Below are 13,870 nucleotides of genomic sequence, written 5' to 3' on the forward strand. Positions count from 1 at the left end.
GCGACGATATGATAGAGACGGCCCTGAAAAGCCAGGCTGTTCAACCCATGAAGCCCCTGGCTTCCCTGTCACAATGTCCCTATGTTCGTAATCATCGGCTGGCTGGTTGTTCTTGGCTGCGTGTTCGGCGTGTTCATCGCGCACGGGGGCAACATCAGTGTGGTGTTGCACGCACTCCCCTTCGAAATGCTCACCATCGGGGGGGCGACCTTGGGCGCCTTTTTGGCCAACAACCAGATGAAGGTGATCAAGTCCACCATGAAGGGCTTGGGTGCCTGCTTCAAAGGCAGCAAGTACACCAAGGCGCGCTACATGGAACTCATGGCGCTGATGTTCGACATCCTGCAAAAAGCCCGCAAAGAAGGGCTGATGGCGATTGAAAAAGACGTCGAAGAGCCCGAGCAGTCCGAAATCTTCAAAAAATACTCCACCGTAGGTTCCGATCACCACGTGGTGGAGTTCATCACCGACTACCTGCGCATGATGGTGTCGGGCAACCTGAACGCCCACGAGATCGAGTCGCTCATGGACAGCGAGATCGAAACCCACCACCACGAAGAACACGCGGCCGTCGCCGCCATCCAGCGCATAGCTGGCGGCCTACCCGCTTTCGGGATTGTGGCGGCGGTGCTGGGTGTGGTGAACACCATGGGCTCGGTGGGCCAGCCTCCTGCCGTGCTGGGCGGCATGATCGGCTCTGCGCTGGTCGGTACTTTCTTGGGCATTTTGCTGGCGTACGCCTTTGCCGAACCGCTGGGCGGCCTGCTGGAGCAAAAAGTGGAAGAAGCCGGCAAGGAGTTGCAGTGCATCAAAACCACGCTGCTGGCCAGCATGCAGGGCTACAACCCTTCCACTGCCATTGAGTTCGGCCGCAAAGTTCTGTACTCCACAGAGCGCCCCACGTTTGCCGAGCTGGAAGCGTATGTCAAGAAAAAGTAAGCGCGGGGGCGCCTGAGCATGGCCGGAGACGCCAAGAAGCTTCAGCCCATCATCATCAAGCGGGTCAAGAAAGGCGGCCACGCTGCGCACGGCGGCGCCTGGAAGATCGCTTATGCCGACTTTGTGACCGCCATGATGGCGTTCTTCTTGCTGATGTGGCTGCTCGGAAGCACATCGGAAGGCGACAAGAAGGGAATTTCCGATTACTTTCAATCGCCTCTCAAAGTCGCCATGCAAGGCGGCGCTGGTGCGGGTGCCAGCAACAGCGTGATCACCGGCGGCGGCAATGACCTGACCCAGCAAGCTGGCCAGTCGCGCCGCGGCGACGGTACCGAGAAGACCGCCAAAAAGATGTCGGGCGAGCAGACCAAGATCGAGCGCGCCAAGAATGATGCGAAAGCGTTGGCCGCCCTGGCAGCCAAAATTGCAGCCACCATCTCTAACAACCCCAAGATGGCGGAGTTCAGCTCGCAAATCAAGCTCGAAATCACCCCGGACGGCCTGCAAATCCAGATCGTGGACGACCAGCGCCGCCCCATGTTCGACAGCGGCAGCGCCACGGTCAAACCCTATATGCGAGACATCCTGCGTGAAATCGGACTCACCCTGGCCGATGTGGACAACAAGATCAGCCTCGACGGCCACACCGACCGGCAGGCTTATGGCAATGCTGCGCGGGGCTATAGCAATTGGGAGCTGTCAGCTGATCGCGCCAACGCATCCCGCCGGGAACTCATTGCGGCCGGCATGCCCGAAGACAAGCTGGCCCGCGTGGTAGGCATGGCCTCCAGTGTGCCGCTGGAACCTGACGACCCCTTGAGCCCCAGCAACCGACGCATCAGCATCCTGGTGATGACCAAAGAGGCGGAAGAACGGCTCTTGGGCACCAAGGTCGCAGTGCCGGAAATGGAGACGGAAACCGCTGGTCCCGCAGTGGCTACAGGGGCAAAATCGCCCCCATAACTCTGCGAAAATTCGGTCATACTTACAGAAATTCGAAAATCGCCCGGCAAAAGGTTATCTATGTCCAAAGAACTGCGCTTTCTCATTGTTGATGACTTCTCCACCATGCGGAGAATCGTGCGCAACCTGCTCAAGGAAAGCGGCTATGCAGATGCCGACGAAGCCGAAGACGGCGTAGCCGCGCTGCAAAAGCTGCGCAACAGCACCTTTGACTTCGTAGTCAGTGACATCAACATGCCCAACATGAATGGCTTTCAGTTGCTGGCCGAGATCAAAAAAGACGACAAGCTCAAGCACCTGCCCGTGCTGATGGTGACCGCGGAAGCTCGCAAGGAAGACATCGTGCTGGCTGCCCAACAAGGTGCCGCGGGTTACATCGTCAAACCGTTTACCAAGGCCACACTGGAAGACAAAGTGAACCACATCCTGACCAAGACGGGACTGAAGTAACTATGTCAGACGCTTCCACTCCAGCACCCGCACTCTCCACGGTCGAAGTCCACCAGCAGCTAGGCGCACTCACGCGCCAGTTGCATGACTCGCTCAATGGCTTGGGCTTGGCCGAAAAAGTCAAAGACTGGGCTGGCGAACTGCCAGACGCGAAAAGCCGCCTGTCCTACATCGCCCGCCTGACCGGTCAAGCTGCCGAAAAGGTGCTCAACCAGGTTGACCAGGCCAAGGCCCAACACGACCACATTGCGGCGGAGACCCGTCGCATTGGCGCATTGATCGTCAAAGACCCCGTTGGCGCTGTCGCCAAGGGCCATGTGATGAACTTCATCAATGATGTGGAGCAATCCAGCAAGAAGGTGGACAACCACCTGACCGAAATCATGATGGCGCAGGACTTCCACGACTTGACCGGCCAAGTGATTGCCAAGGTGGTCACACTGGCAGCGACCATCGAAGAACAGCTGGTGCTGTTGCTACTGCAAACCGCTCCCGCAGAAGCCAAGGTGAGCGCTGCCACCGTGCAGGAATACACCCCTGCACTGGCCGGCCCCGTGGTGGACGGACAGGCCAACCAGGAGGTGGTCACCGACCAATCTCAGGTGGACGATTTGCTGGCAAGTTTGGGCTTCTGAAATCTTCTTGAATAAGCGGAGGATTGCCCCGCTTATTGCCCTTTAGTTCAGGAGGTCGGTTGCGACAATGGTGAGAACTAGAGAGCTTCTTCACCATGGACTCAGGCAGTCAAGATCGCAACCTCCCGGCGTCGGAGCGCAAGCTCAAGAAAGCGCGCGAAGACGGCCAGGTTAGCCGCTCCGAAGATCTTTCCCACCTCGCGGTGTTGGGCGCCGGTGCCATCGCGGTTCTCGTCCTGTCCCCCGTGTTGTTCGACCAGCTCAAGCTCAGCATGGCACAGCAGCTGTCGTTTGATGCCGCCATCGTCATGCGCCCCGGCACCATGCTGCAGCGTTTGAGCGATACCACCACCATTGGTATTGCCGGCTGCGTCGCGTTCGCCGCCATCGTCACCACCGCTGCCATCGTGGCTGCCGTGGCCTCGGGTGGCTGGGTTAACAGCCTCAAGCCCTTGATGCCGGACTTTTCCCGCCTGAACCCGCTGTCCGGCTTCTCCAATCTGTTTTCCAAAAAGAAGCTGCTCAACACAGCCAAGATGGTCGCCATGACAGGCATTTTGTTTGCCATTGCGACCTCGTTTTTGACCTCTGGTTTCCAGGAAATGGCGTCCTTGCTGATGCAACCATCCAGCGCCGCCATTGCCCACCTGACACAGTGGCTGACCGGTGGTCTGGGCTTGATGCTATTGGTGGTGCTGATGGCGGCCATGGTGGACGTGCCGCTGCAAACCTTCCTGCACAAAGACCAGATGAAGATGTCCCACCAGGAAGTGAAGCAAGAAGGCAAAGAGTCCGACGGCAACCCTCAGATCAAAAGCAAGATCCGCCAGAAGCAGCGTGAACTGGCACAAAGAAGCAGTGTCAACGCCGTGCCGAAAGCCGACTTCGTGGTGATGAACCCCACCCACTTTGCCGTAGCCATCCGCTATGACGAAAAATCCATGCGCGCCCCGCGTGTGATCTCCAAAGGTGCTGACCTGCTGGCCATGAAGATTCGCGATGTGGCCAAACAGCATTCCATTCCCGTACTGCAGTCCCCCATGCTGGCGCGTGCGCTCTACGCCAATGCAGAGCTGGACCAGGACATCCCCTCTGCGCTGTACACCGCTGTGGCGCAGGTGCTGGCCTATGTGTACCGCCTGCGTGCCGCCCTGCGTGGCGAAGGTGTGATGCCACAAGAAGTACCGCAGCCCTTTGTGCCGCCCGAGCTGGATCCCCTGTCTAAAACCTTGAAGGCTGAAACGGCATGAACGCCCAAATCAAAAACCTGCAGCAATGGTTTGGCAGCAATGCCACCGTAATGCAGGGTGCGGCCGCCCCTATCCTAGTCGTCGCCATTCTGGCCATGATGGTGCTGCCACTGCCCCCCATCTTGCTGGACGCTTTTTTCACCATCAACATCGCCGTGGCGCTGATGGTGATGATGGTGGCGGCTTACATGATTCGCCCGCTGGATTTTGCGGCTTTTCCTTCCGTTCTGCTGCTCACCACGTTGATGCGCCTGTCGCTGAACGTGGCCTCCACCCGCGTAGTGCTGCTCGAAGGCCACACCGGCGCAGGCGCCGCCGGCGCGGTGATCGAGGCGTTTGGCCACTTCCTGATTGGCGGCAACTTTGCCGTGGGCCTGATCGTGTTTGCCATCCTCGTGGTGATCAACTTTGTCGTAGTGACCAAAGGCTCCGAACGTATTGCCGAAGTGTCGGCGCGGTTCACGTTGGACGCCATGCCCGGCAAACAGATGGCCGTGGATGCCGATCTGAATGCAGGCCTGATCGACGAAAAAGAAGCCAAACGCCGCCGTGCGGAAATTGGCGAAGAGGCCGAATTTTTCGGCTCCATGGACGGCGCCTCCAAATTTGTGCGCGGCGATGCCGTGGCCGGCATCCTGATCTTGTTGATCAACATCTTTGGCGGCTTTGCCGTCGGTATCCTGCAGCACGACCTGACTGCCAGCCAGGCCGCCAACTCCTACATCCTGCTGGCCGTCGGTGACGCCCTGGTCGCACAAATTCCAGGCCTGCTGATTTCGGTGGCCGCCGCCATGGTGGTGTCCCGCGTAGGCAAGGACAAGGACATCGGCAAGCAGATCATGGGGCAGATGTTTGTGTCCCCACGGGTACTCGGCATCACAGGGCTCATCATGTTCGTGGTGGGCATCATTCCCAATATGCCGCACCTGGTGTTCTTGAGCATCGCGGCCATCCTGGGCTATGGCGCGTGGGCTCTATCGCACAAGCCCGAGCCAGTGGATCCACAAGCCCAGGCCCCCGCTCCCGCACCGGACGGCGAAGCCTCTTGGGACGACCTTCAACCCGTGGACCAACTGGGCCTGGAACTGGGCTACCGCCTGATTGCCCTGGTGGACAAGACCCGTCAGGGCGATTTGCTCAACCGCATCAAGGGCGTGCGCCGCAAGTTTGCGCAAGAGGTGGGTTTCCTGCCGCCCGCCGTGCATGTGCGCGACAACTTGGAGCTCAAGCCCAGTGCCTACCGCATCACGCTGCGCGGTGTCATCGTAGGAGAAGGTGAAGCCTTCCCCGGCATGTACCTGGCCATCAACCCCGGTGGCATTACCACGCCCCTCATCGGCGCTGCCACTACTGACCCCGCATTTGGCCTGCCCGCACACTGGATTGATGAACGCCAAAAGGAAGCGGCGCAAATGGCCGGATTTACCGTGGTTGATTCCGAGACCGTCATGGCCACCCATTTGTCACACTTGATGCAAGTCCAGGCTGCCAAGTTGCTAAGCCGGACAGAAACACAACAACTCGTGGAACACGTGGCAAAGCTGGCCCCCAAACTCATCGAAGAAGTCGTCCCCAAGATGGTCTCGGTGGCTGTCTTCCAAAAGGTCCTGCAACTGCTGCTGGACGAATCGGTCCATATCCGCGACATCCGCACCATCATCGAATCCATCGCCGAGCACGCTACCGCCACCACAGATCCGGTCGAGCTGGCACGCCGCGTACGCGTGGCCTTGTCACCCGCCATCGTGCAGCAGATCTATGGCCCCACCCGCGAACTCAATGTGATTGCCATCGACCCCAGCCTGGAACGGCTGTTGGTACAGGCCCTGGGCGGTGCGTCCGGCCCCGCGCTAGACCCCGGCGTAGCCGACATGCTGACCCGCACGGCTGCAGAAACCGCGTTGAAACAGGAAGAAATTGGTGTACCGGCCTGCCTGCTAGTGCCAGACCAGATCCGCGGGTCCATTGCACGCCTAGTGCGGCGCGTTGCCCCCCGCCTGCAAGTGCTGGCCCACAGCGAAATACCTGAAACCCACACCATCCGCATCGGCCCGATTTTGAGAGGCGCAACACCATGAACATCCAACGCTTTACCGCCGCCACCTCCCGCGAAGCCCTTGCCAAAGCACGCCAGGCCTTTGGCGATGGCACGCTGATCTTGTCCAACCGCCCCACTGAAAATGGCGTGGAAGTGGTGGCCACCGCCGAAGATACTCTGGCCACGCTGAACCAAAATACCGGTAGCTCGGGGGGAAACAAACAACAACCCGCACCGCGCAACAGCACGCCACCCAGCTACCAGGATGTGGCAAGCCAAGTGGAGGACGATGCGGAGCAACTGGCCATGAGCACGCTGTCGTTCCAGGACTATGTGCGCGAGCGCATGATGCGCCGCCGGCACGAGGCCGCGCAAACCCAACCTCAAACCACCATCCTGCCGCCGCCCGTAGCGCCAGAACCGCCCCAAGCACCCGCGCTCAAGCGCATCAGCATGGACGTGGAAGCCCCTGTTGCCCCAAGGCCCATGCCAGCGCGCAAACCGCCAAGCTATACGCCCGCCCCTGCCGTGCCGCAAAACATGATGGATGAGCTGCACGCCATGAAGGAGCTGATTGAAGACCGCTTCAACACCTTGAACTGGCTGGGCCAAGCGCGACAAAACCCCATCCAGTCCAACCTGATGCTGAAGATGATTCGTGCGGGTTACTCGCCCACACTGTCTCGCACGATTCTGGAGCGCATGCCTGAAGACATGGATGCGGCGGAATCGGTACGTTGGGTGATGGACGTGCTGGAGCGCAACCTGCGCACCGATGCCAGCAACCCGCCCCTGCACGAAGAAGGCGGCGTGTTTGCCCTGATCGGCGCCACCGGCGTGGGCAAGACCACCACCGCCGCCAAGTTGGCCGGTCAGTGTGCCCGCGCACATGGCCCTGGCAGCGTAGGCCTGATCACACTGGACACCTACCGCGTGGGCGCCCATGAGCAACTGCGCGCCTACGGCAAGATGCTGGGCGTAGTGGCCCACTTGGCGCATGACAAAGCCGCGCTGCAAGACCTGCTGGGGCTGCTGGCCAACAAAAAAATGGTGTTGATTGATACCACTGGCATTGCCCCACGCGACCCGCGCAAGCGCGAACTGATGGAGCTGCTGGACCTACCCAAGATCAAACGCCTGCTGGTGCTCAATGCGGGGGGCCATGGGGACACTTTGGAAGAGGCTGTGTCATGCTTCAAAACCCCAACCACACTGCAAGCCATCCTGTCCAAGACCGACGAGGCCGTGAAACTCGGCCCCGCCCTCGACGCCGTCATCCGGCACCAGCTGGTGCTGCGCGGCGTGACCAACGGGCAGCGCGTGCCTGAAGACTGGGAACCCGCTGTCGCGGCCAAGCTGGTTCGCATGTCCATGCGCACCGCCGGCGTATCGGCCTACGACCCCAAGGCCAGCGACCTGGGTTTCTTCTTCAGCCAGTCCAGCAACGCGGCCACCGGCCAGGGGCGCTTGGATGCTTGATCACCCGATCAACCAGGCTGCAGGTCTGCTGGACCTGGCAGTCGTGCCTGCGCCCAAGCTCATCGCCATGGTCAGCCATGGTGACGAGCAGGTGGAACTTCCACTGTTGCTGCAACTGTGCAATGCCTTGGTTGGGTTCGGTCACCCGGTCACAGTGCTGGACGGCACAGTGCTGGAAACCCCGGACAACCCGGGCTTGGCCCAGCTGTTTGATTACTCCATGGCGCCACCACCCGTCTCCGATGCGCCCTCGTGGACGGTTTTGCCGGCACGGCTAGGGCTGCAAACCTTGGCCAGCGGCAGCGCTACGGGCATGCATTCCCTGATCGATGCGGGGGGACTATTCCCCCACGAGAGTGTGGTGATTGCGTACAGCACGGCGCAAACACTGGCCCACTTACTGCACGGCAGCGGCGTACGCCCGGTGCTGGCCGTATCGACAGCCAAAACCTCGCTGTTGACCAGCTATTTAGCCCTCAAACGCCTGTTGCTCAAAGGTGCACTGGAACCTACCATTGTCAATGTGGTGGACAATGTGCGAGCCAAAACACCGGTGTCCGAGAACCGCATGCCCACCAGCTTGAACGACTGCGCCAAATATTTTTTGAACTACCAAGTGAACGCCCTGAACATCCCGGCTCCGACCACCGATGAGCGCCCCTCGGCTAGCATCGGTCGGCTGGTGCTGGGTCTGCTGGAAAATGCCATGGCACTGAACAGTGGCTGGTCCGCGCCACACCGCCCCTATGCGCCTACGATGCGCCACCACTACCCCACAGGGGCACACTGATGTACTCCGCCAAAGGACAGCTGGACCGTACCGCTCTGATCAAGCAGTACCAGCCGCTGGTGCGTCGCCTGGCCCACCACATGATGGCCAAGCTGCCCGCCAGCGTGGAAGTGGATGACCTGATCCAGGTCGGGCTGATTGGACTGTCCGATGCACTCACCCGCTTTGAGGCCTCGCAGGGTGTGCAGTTTGAAACCTTTGCCACCCAGCGCATTCGCGGCGCCATGCTCGATGAGCTGCGCGAGAACGACTGGATGTCGCGCGGCTCCCGCAAGAGCCAGAAGGAAATCGAAGTCGCGATGCGCAAGCTGGAGCATGTGCTGGGCCGCAGCCCCGCGGAATCCGAAATTGCAGCGGAACTGGGAATGGGCTTGGCTGAATACCAAAGCCTGCTGGGCAAGGTACGAGGCACCCAGCTCGTGTACTTGGAAGACATGACGCGGCGCAACGAAGACGACGACACCTTCCTGGACCGCCACGTAGCCGACAACGATGCCGATCCGCTGAACATGCTGCGCGACATGCGTTTGCGCCAGTCCCTGGTGACAGCCATCAAAGCCCTGCCCGAACGCGAGCAGTTCATCATGAGCATGTACTACGAGCAGGACATGAACCTCAAGGAAATTGCAGCGGTGCTGGAAGTGACCGAGTCACGTGTTTGCCAGCTGCACAGCCAGTCCATCGCCCGGCTGCGGGCAAAAATGCGATCCCACTAAACCAGTGGAACCGCTTGGTAGCTCTTAGGCGGTGAAGCTTTGGAAACGGCCCGAGGCCTTGGGGCCTGCCCCGTAAGGGCTGGCTGTCGGGGCTGCATAGGTCTGGGTTTGGGTAGCGGGAACCACTACCTGCAGAGCCTGGTCCACCAAGGCTTGCCGGCGCAACAGGCTTTCACGTAACACGGGAAATCCCTGGCTGAGAGCCTTGGCGCGGCGCAACTGGGTCGAGGAAATGCCAGACTTGGCCGAAAAAGCCTCCAACTCACGCGCAAACTCCACCGTCATTTGCTGTAGCTGGCTGCTCAGAGACTCTAGCTGGGAAGTGTCGCCATCACGCAGGGCCGCCGCTACGGCGCCGAACTGTTGCTCGAGCGCATCAAACCGCGATGGTGAATCCTTAGACATCCTGAAACCTCCGCACTGTGGATAGTGCGCAGGCTGGATTTACCGCGTGGTGCGGTTCAGCATTTCCTGCGCGTTGGAAAGAAGTTGGTCGGCAATCGCCTCGGCGTTCACCACATAGGTTCCGTCTTCGATGGCCGCCTTCACGGAAGCCACTTTCTGGGTATCCACATCCGCATCGCTGCGTTCGGGTTTCTCCAGAGAACGTGCCAACGTGGACACGGTGACGGCCACACCCGCAGAGCGCGTGCCTTCGGCCGCGCTGTTGGTCGCGGCCGTGCTGGCGCTGCTGCTCTGGGCCGCTTTTTGGGCAGCACCGGACACCGTGGACGTGACGGACGAGGGGATATCTGAGGGTTGACCTATCTTCATGGCATTCTCCAAAGCCGCGATAAGCGCAGCCTCGTGGGATTGTTATCGGCCAGATCATGACGGACTTTAGGGTTCTTTGCACAGGAAGTTGGACTCAAAGGTCAATTCTGACTGTACGAACGTCCAGCACCATGCCCGATGTAACCCGTCCGTTGTCCATGCGCACCCGGGCTTGTTGCCCCACCACCCCAGCCGACAGAGCCTGGGCATCGCTGGACACCTGGAACCCGGGGCCTTGGGCGACCACCCGTACCGAGGCGCCGGCCTGGAATACCTGCGCCGGCTTCACCATCCCCTGGCGCAAAGCCTGGCCCGCGCTGAGCAGGCGGGTCGCCGTTTGTCCCACCCACAAGGGGCGCTCTTGCAACACCGCCGATGGTTCTTCGGCCCAGTCAACTTCGGCCTCGATCACATCCGACTCCGCCAGTGTGGCACCCGCCGCCACCTGGCTCTTCAGCACCCAGGCTGGGCCCACGGCCTTGACGACCACGGGCAAAGACACATTCCAGCGGCCGATACCGTCAGCGCAGCGCAAGCCCACCCTGCTGCGGCCCCACAGGCGGGCACCAGGCGGAACATACGCCTCCACATTGCCGCACACCGCCAACCGCAAGCGGCTGTCCAGCGCGCCCACGGTCGACTCCATGCGCAGGCCGGGGTTGTCGGCATTGGTTTTGGCCACGGTGTCTCGTACCCAGCGTTGCGCGAGCACCTGCAAATCGCCCAACGCCATGTCCTGCGCCCAAGCCACGGGCGCCGCGACAAGCACGGCCAACGCCAAGCCGCCACGCAGCCTGCGGGGCAGCAAACGCGCGAATCGCAAGCACAGGGACATGGCGGCACTCCTAAGTTGCAGCAACTATAGGCAGCCCCTCGCCAGCACAAACCCGCCAAATGCAGGCCAATCCCCCCGCTATTCCTCCGCTAAGAAATTAAAGCTTTTCCCATAATTGCCGCACGCCCCCATCCCGACCCCTCTGTCTGGACAGGACGCCCTTAGCCGAGGTAGCCCATGTTTGCCAATTTGACCAACGCCCTGGACTTTCAAGCGAAAGCTTTGGTGCTCCGCGCCGAACGTCAACGCGTCATTGCCAGCAACATCGCTAACGCCGACACGCCGGGCTACTCCGGGCGTGATGTGAATTTCAAGCAGGCCATGAGCGAAGCCATCGGTGACAGCCAGAGCGTGCGCCTGACCACCAGCAGCGGCGCCGGCCTATCCAGCGATGGCACCACCCATGCCCGCCACATTCCCCTGCCAAGTGCCAACGGCAGCAGCACTTTGGGCGATTCCAAGCTGGACTACACGGTGCAATCGCAACCCGCCATGGACGGCAACAGTGTGGACCTGGACCGCGAACGCGCCAACTTTGTCGACAACTCGGTGCGCTACGAAGCCACCCTCCGCTTCATTAACGGCTCTTCCAAAACTATCTTGAGCGCCATTCAGGGCCAGTAGGCCTCTGACCACGACTGAGGAGACCCACGATGTCCATGTTTTCCATCTTCAATGTATCTGGCAGCGCCGTCAGCGCCCAGTCGCAGCGCCTCAATGTGGTGGCCAGCAACCTGGCCAACGCCGATGCGGTGGCCGGCCCCGATGGCCAGGGCTACAAGGCGCGCCAGGTGGTGTTTGAGACCGTGCCCATGGGCTCCGACGCCTCCTCCGGCGTCAAGGTCAGCTCCATCCGCGAAAGCAACGACCCGCTCAAACGCGTGCACAACCCGACCCATCCGTCGGCCGATGCGGACGGCTACGTCACCCAATCCAACGTGAATCCGGTGGAGGAGATGGTGAACATGATCTCGGCCTCGCGGTCTTACCAAAACAACGTGGAAGTCATGAATACAGCCAAGACGCTGCTGCTCAAGACGCTCCAAATGGGTCAATAACCAAAGAGGCACACACCATGGTCGCCAGCGTAAGCAACACTAGCTCGACAAGCACATCCACCACGGGCACCACGCAAACCAGCGCACAGGCCCAGACGGACCGTTTCCTGAAACTCCTGGTGGCCCAGCTCAACAACCAGGACCCCATGAACCCCATGGACAACGCCCAGATGACCAGCCAGATGGCGCAGATCAACACGGTGTCGGGCATCCAGGAACTCAACGAGACCATGAAATCCATGGCCACCCAGTTTTCGTCCATGCAGGTGCTGCAGGGTGCCTCGATGGTCGGCCGCGAGGTGTTGACCGAAGGCAACGCCCTGCCGGTGAACGCAGGCGTGGGCAAAGGTAGCCTGGAGCTGGCGGGCGAGGCCGACAAGGTCACCGTGCAGGTGCTGACCCAGGGCGGCCAGGTGCTGGGCACCATCAACATGGGCGCGCAGACCGAAGGCCGCCACAACTTCGAGTGGGATGCCAGCAGCTACACCGGCACGACCACACCGGTCTTCAAGGTCACCGCAACGCTGAGCGGCAAGGCGGTCGATGTCACACCCCTGACCCGCAGCACCATCGAATCCGTCAGCACTGGCGCCAGCGGCCTGAACCTCAGTCTCAAGAGTGGCGCAACCGTTGCCTACGACGCCATCAAAGCCATCCTCTAATTCGCCACCCATAAGGACCACGCCATGAGCTTTCAAACAGGACTCTCCGGGCTCAATGTGTCGAGCAAAAGCCTCGACGTCATTGGGAACAACATTGCCAACTCCAGCACCGTGGGGTTCAAGTCGTCACGCAATGAGTTCTCCGAGCTGGTGGCCGGCTCGCTGGGCACGGGCGGCGGCAATGCGGCCGGTATCGGCGCGGCCACGGCGGCCATTGCGCAGCAGTTCTCGCAGGGCAACATCAATATCACCGGCAACAGCCTGGACGTGGGCATCAACGGCGGTGGCTTCTTCCAGGTCACCAAGACCGACGGCACCATCGCCTACACCCGCGATGGCGAGTTCAAGCTGGATAAAACCGGCAACCTGATCACCAACACCGGCTCCTTCCTGATGGGCTACCCCACCGACAACACAGGCACGGCCACCAGCATCACCCCACAAAAACTGGTGATGCCCACCGGCGCCCCAATTCCCGCCAAAGCCACCGTTGCCATCACGGCCGAGTTCAACCTGGACGCCCGAGCCAAGGACGCCACCCAGGCCGTCGCCGCCGGTGTCACGCCTTCTCCGCGCGCCACCTACGGCACATCCATCAGCGTGTACGACGCCCAGGGTGTGGCGTCTTCGGCCAACCTGTACTTCCAGAAGACCGATACGGTGGCCAATTCCTGGGACGTCTACACCGACCTGACCAGCACCACCCCGATTGGCACCATGACGTTTGACGCCACGGGCAAGGTGACCGGCCCGGTAGGCCTTACGCTAACGATTCCCGGCGGCACGATTACCTCCAACAACCCCAACGAGGCTACTGGCTTTATCCCAGGCGCCATGACGGTCGATATCTCTGGCGTCACCCAGTTTGGCGCGGCCTACAGCGTGACCGCACTGTCGCAAGACGGCTATGCCGCGGGCGAATTCACCAGCCTGGCGATTGACGGCAAGGGCGTGATCAGCACCAGCTACTCCAACGGCCAGACCCTGAAGACCGGCGGCATGATTGCCCTGGGCGACTTCCGCAACCTGCAGGGCCTGGCGCCCGTGGGAGGCGGCGAGTACCTGGAGACCTTCAAGTCCGGCCCCGTAGTGCTGGGCAAGCCGGGCATTGGCAAGTTTGGTGAAACGCGTGCGGGCTCCATTGAGGAATCCAACGTGGACATCACGGCCGAGCTGGTCAACATGATGACCGCACAGCGCAACTACCAAGCCAATGCCCAGACCATCAAAACGCAGGACCAGGTCATGTCCACGCTGGTCAACCTGCGCTAACCGAGGCTA

Annotated in this window: 16 protein-coding genes; 13 read left to right on the top strand and 3 right to left on the bottom strand. The window is 60.9% G+C overall.

What is annotated here, in order from left to right; translation table 11 throughout:
- Positions 1–81: 81 nt before the first annotated feature.
- From motA to J2X15_RS19175, 9 genes are all read left to right on the top strand, one after another.
- Positions 82–939: a flagellar motor stator protein MotA gene (motA, locus tag J2X15_RS19135; RefSeq protein ID WP_310345982.1), complete on the top strand. Its 858-nt coding sequence runs from the start codon at positions 82–84 to the stop codon at positions 937–939.
- Between the two features lie 18 nt (positions 940–957).
- Complete coding sequence (gene motB / locus J2X15_RS19140) at positions 958–1,902, top strand: flagellar motor protein MotB (RefSeq protein ID WP_310345988.1); 945 nt, start codon at positions 958–960, stop codon at positions 1,900–1,902.
- Between the two features lie 60 nt (positions 1,903–1,962).
- The gene (gene cheY, locus J2X15_RS19145; protein ID WP_310345991.1) at positions 1,963–2,352 is read left to right on the top strand and encodes a chemotaxis response regulator CheY; all 390 of its coding nucleotides are present in this window, start codon (positions 1,963–1,965) and stop codon (positions 2,350–2,352) included.
- A 2-nt stretch (positions 2,353–2,354) separates the two neighbouring features.
- Positions 2,355–2,987, top strand: coding sequence for a protein phosphatase CheZ (locus J2X15_RS19150; RefSeq protein WP_310345994.1), 633 nt, complete (start codon positions 2,355–2,357; stop codon positions 2,985–2,987).
- A 95-nt stretch (positions 2,988–3,082) separates the two neighbouring features.
- A complete protein-coding gene (locus J2X15_RS19155; protein WP_310345995.1) occupies positions 3,083–4,237 on the top strand; it encodes an EscU/YscU/HrcU family type III secretion system export apparatus switch protein in 1,155 nt (384 codons plus the stop codon).
- Positions 4,234–6,315, top strand: coding sequence for a flagellar biosynthesis protein FlhA (flhA, locus tag J2X15_RS19160; protein WP_310345997.1), 2,082 nt, complete (start codon positions 4,234–4,236; stop codon positions 6,313–6,315). Before J2X15_RS19155 ends, flhA begins: the two co-directional genes overlap by 4 nt.
- The gene (flhF, locus tag J2X15_RS19165; RefSeq protein WP_310346000.1) at positions 6,312–7,754 is read left to right on the top strand and encodes a flagellar biosynthesis GTPase FlhF; all 1,443 of its coding nucleotides are present in this window, start codon (positions 6,312–6,314) and stop codon (positions 7,752–7,754) included. The genes flhA and flhF overlap by 4 nt, the downstream gene beginning before the upstream one ends.
- Positions 7,747–8,544, top strand: a complete 798-nt coding sequence (locus J2X15_RS19170) for a hypothetical protein (RefSeq protein ID WP_310346003.1) — start codon at positions 7,747–7,749, stop codon at positions 8,542–8,544. The genes flhF and J2X15_RS19170 overlap by 8 nt, the downstream gene beginning before the upstream one ends.
- Positions 8,544–9,260: an RNA polymerase sigma factor FliA gene (locus J2X15_RS19175; protein ID WP_310346005.1), complete on the top strand. Its 717-nt coding sequence runs from the start codon at positions 8,544–8,546 to the stop codon at positions 9,258–9,260. The genes J2X15_RS19170 and J2X15_RS19175 overlap by 1 nt, the downstream gene beginning before the upstream one ends.
- A gap of 24 nt (positions 9,261–9,284) precedes the next feature.
- On the opposite strand, the gene J2X15_RS19180 is transcribed toward J2X15_RS19175, so the two are convergent.
- The 3 genes from J2X15_RS19180 to flgA form a co-directional block, all read right to left on the bottom strand.
- Positions 9,285–9,665, bottom strand: a complete 381-nt coding sequence (locus J2X15_RS19180; protein ID WP_310346007.1) for a hypothetical protein — start codon at positions 9,663–9,665, stop codon at positions 9,285–9,287.
- A 39-nt stretch (positions 9,666–9,704) separates the two neighbouring features.
- Entirely contained in the window at positions 9,705–10,034 is a 330-nt protein-coding gene (flgM, locus tag J2X15_RS19185; protein ID WP_310346009.1) for a flagellar biosynthesis anti-sigma factor FlgM, read from the bottom strand.
- A gap of 94 nt (positions 10,035–10,128) precedes the next feature.
- On the bottom strand, positions 10,129–10,869 hold the full coding sequence (gene flgA / locus J2X15_RS19190) for a flagellar basal body P-ring formation chaperone FlgA (protein ID WP_310346011.1): 741 nt from the start codon (positions 10,867–10,869) through the stop codon (positions 10,129–10,131).
- A 177-nt stretch (positions 10,870–11,046) separates the two neighbouring features.
- On the opposite strand from flgA, the gene flgB reads away from it, so the two are divergent.
- From flgB to flgE, 4 genes are read left to right on the top strand one after another with little or no spacing between them, the layout of a single operon-like run.
- Positions 11,047–11,493 carry a flagellar basal body rod protein FlgB gene (gene flgB, locus J2X15_RS19195; RefSeq protein WP_310346013.1) on the top strand — a complete coding sequence of 149 codons (447 nt, stop codon included), beginning with the start codon at positions 11,047–11,049 and terminating at the stop codon, positions 11,491–11,493.
- 29 nt (positions 11,494–11,522) lie between these two features.
- Complete coding sequence (gene flgC, locus J2X15_RS19200; protein WP_310346015.1) at positions 11,523–11,927, top strand: flagellar basal body rod protein FlgC; 405 nt, start codon at positions 11,523–11,525, stop codon at positions 11,925–11,927.
- A 17-nt stretch (positions 11,928–11,944) separates the two neighbouring features.
- Positions 11,945–12,589, top strand: coding sequence for a flagellar hook assembly protein FlgD (locus J2X15_RS19205; RefSeq protein ID WP_310346017.1), 645 nt, complete (start codon positions 11,945–11,947; stop codon positions 12,587–12,589).
- 24 nt (positions 12,590–12,613) lie between these two features.
- Positions 12,614–13,861 carry a flagellar hook protein FlgE gene (flgE, locus tag J2X15_RS19210; protein ID WP_310346020.1) on the top strand — a complete coding sequence of 416 codons (1,248 nt, stop codon included), beginning with the start codon at positions 12,614–12,616 and terminating at the stop codon, positions 13,859–13,861.
- The last annotated feature ends 9 nt before the right edge of the window (positions 13,862–13,870 follow it).

The organism is Rhodoferax saidenbachensis (assembly GCF_031457975.1).
Taxonomy (GTDB): domain Bacteria; phylum Pseudomonadota; class Gammaproteobacteria; order Burkholderiales; family Burkholderiaceae_C; genus Allorhodoferax; species Allorhodoferax saidenbachensis_A.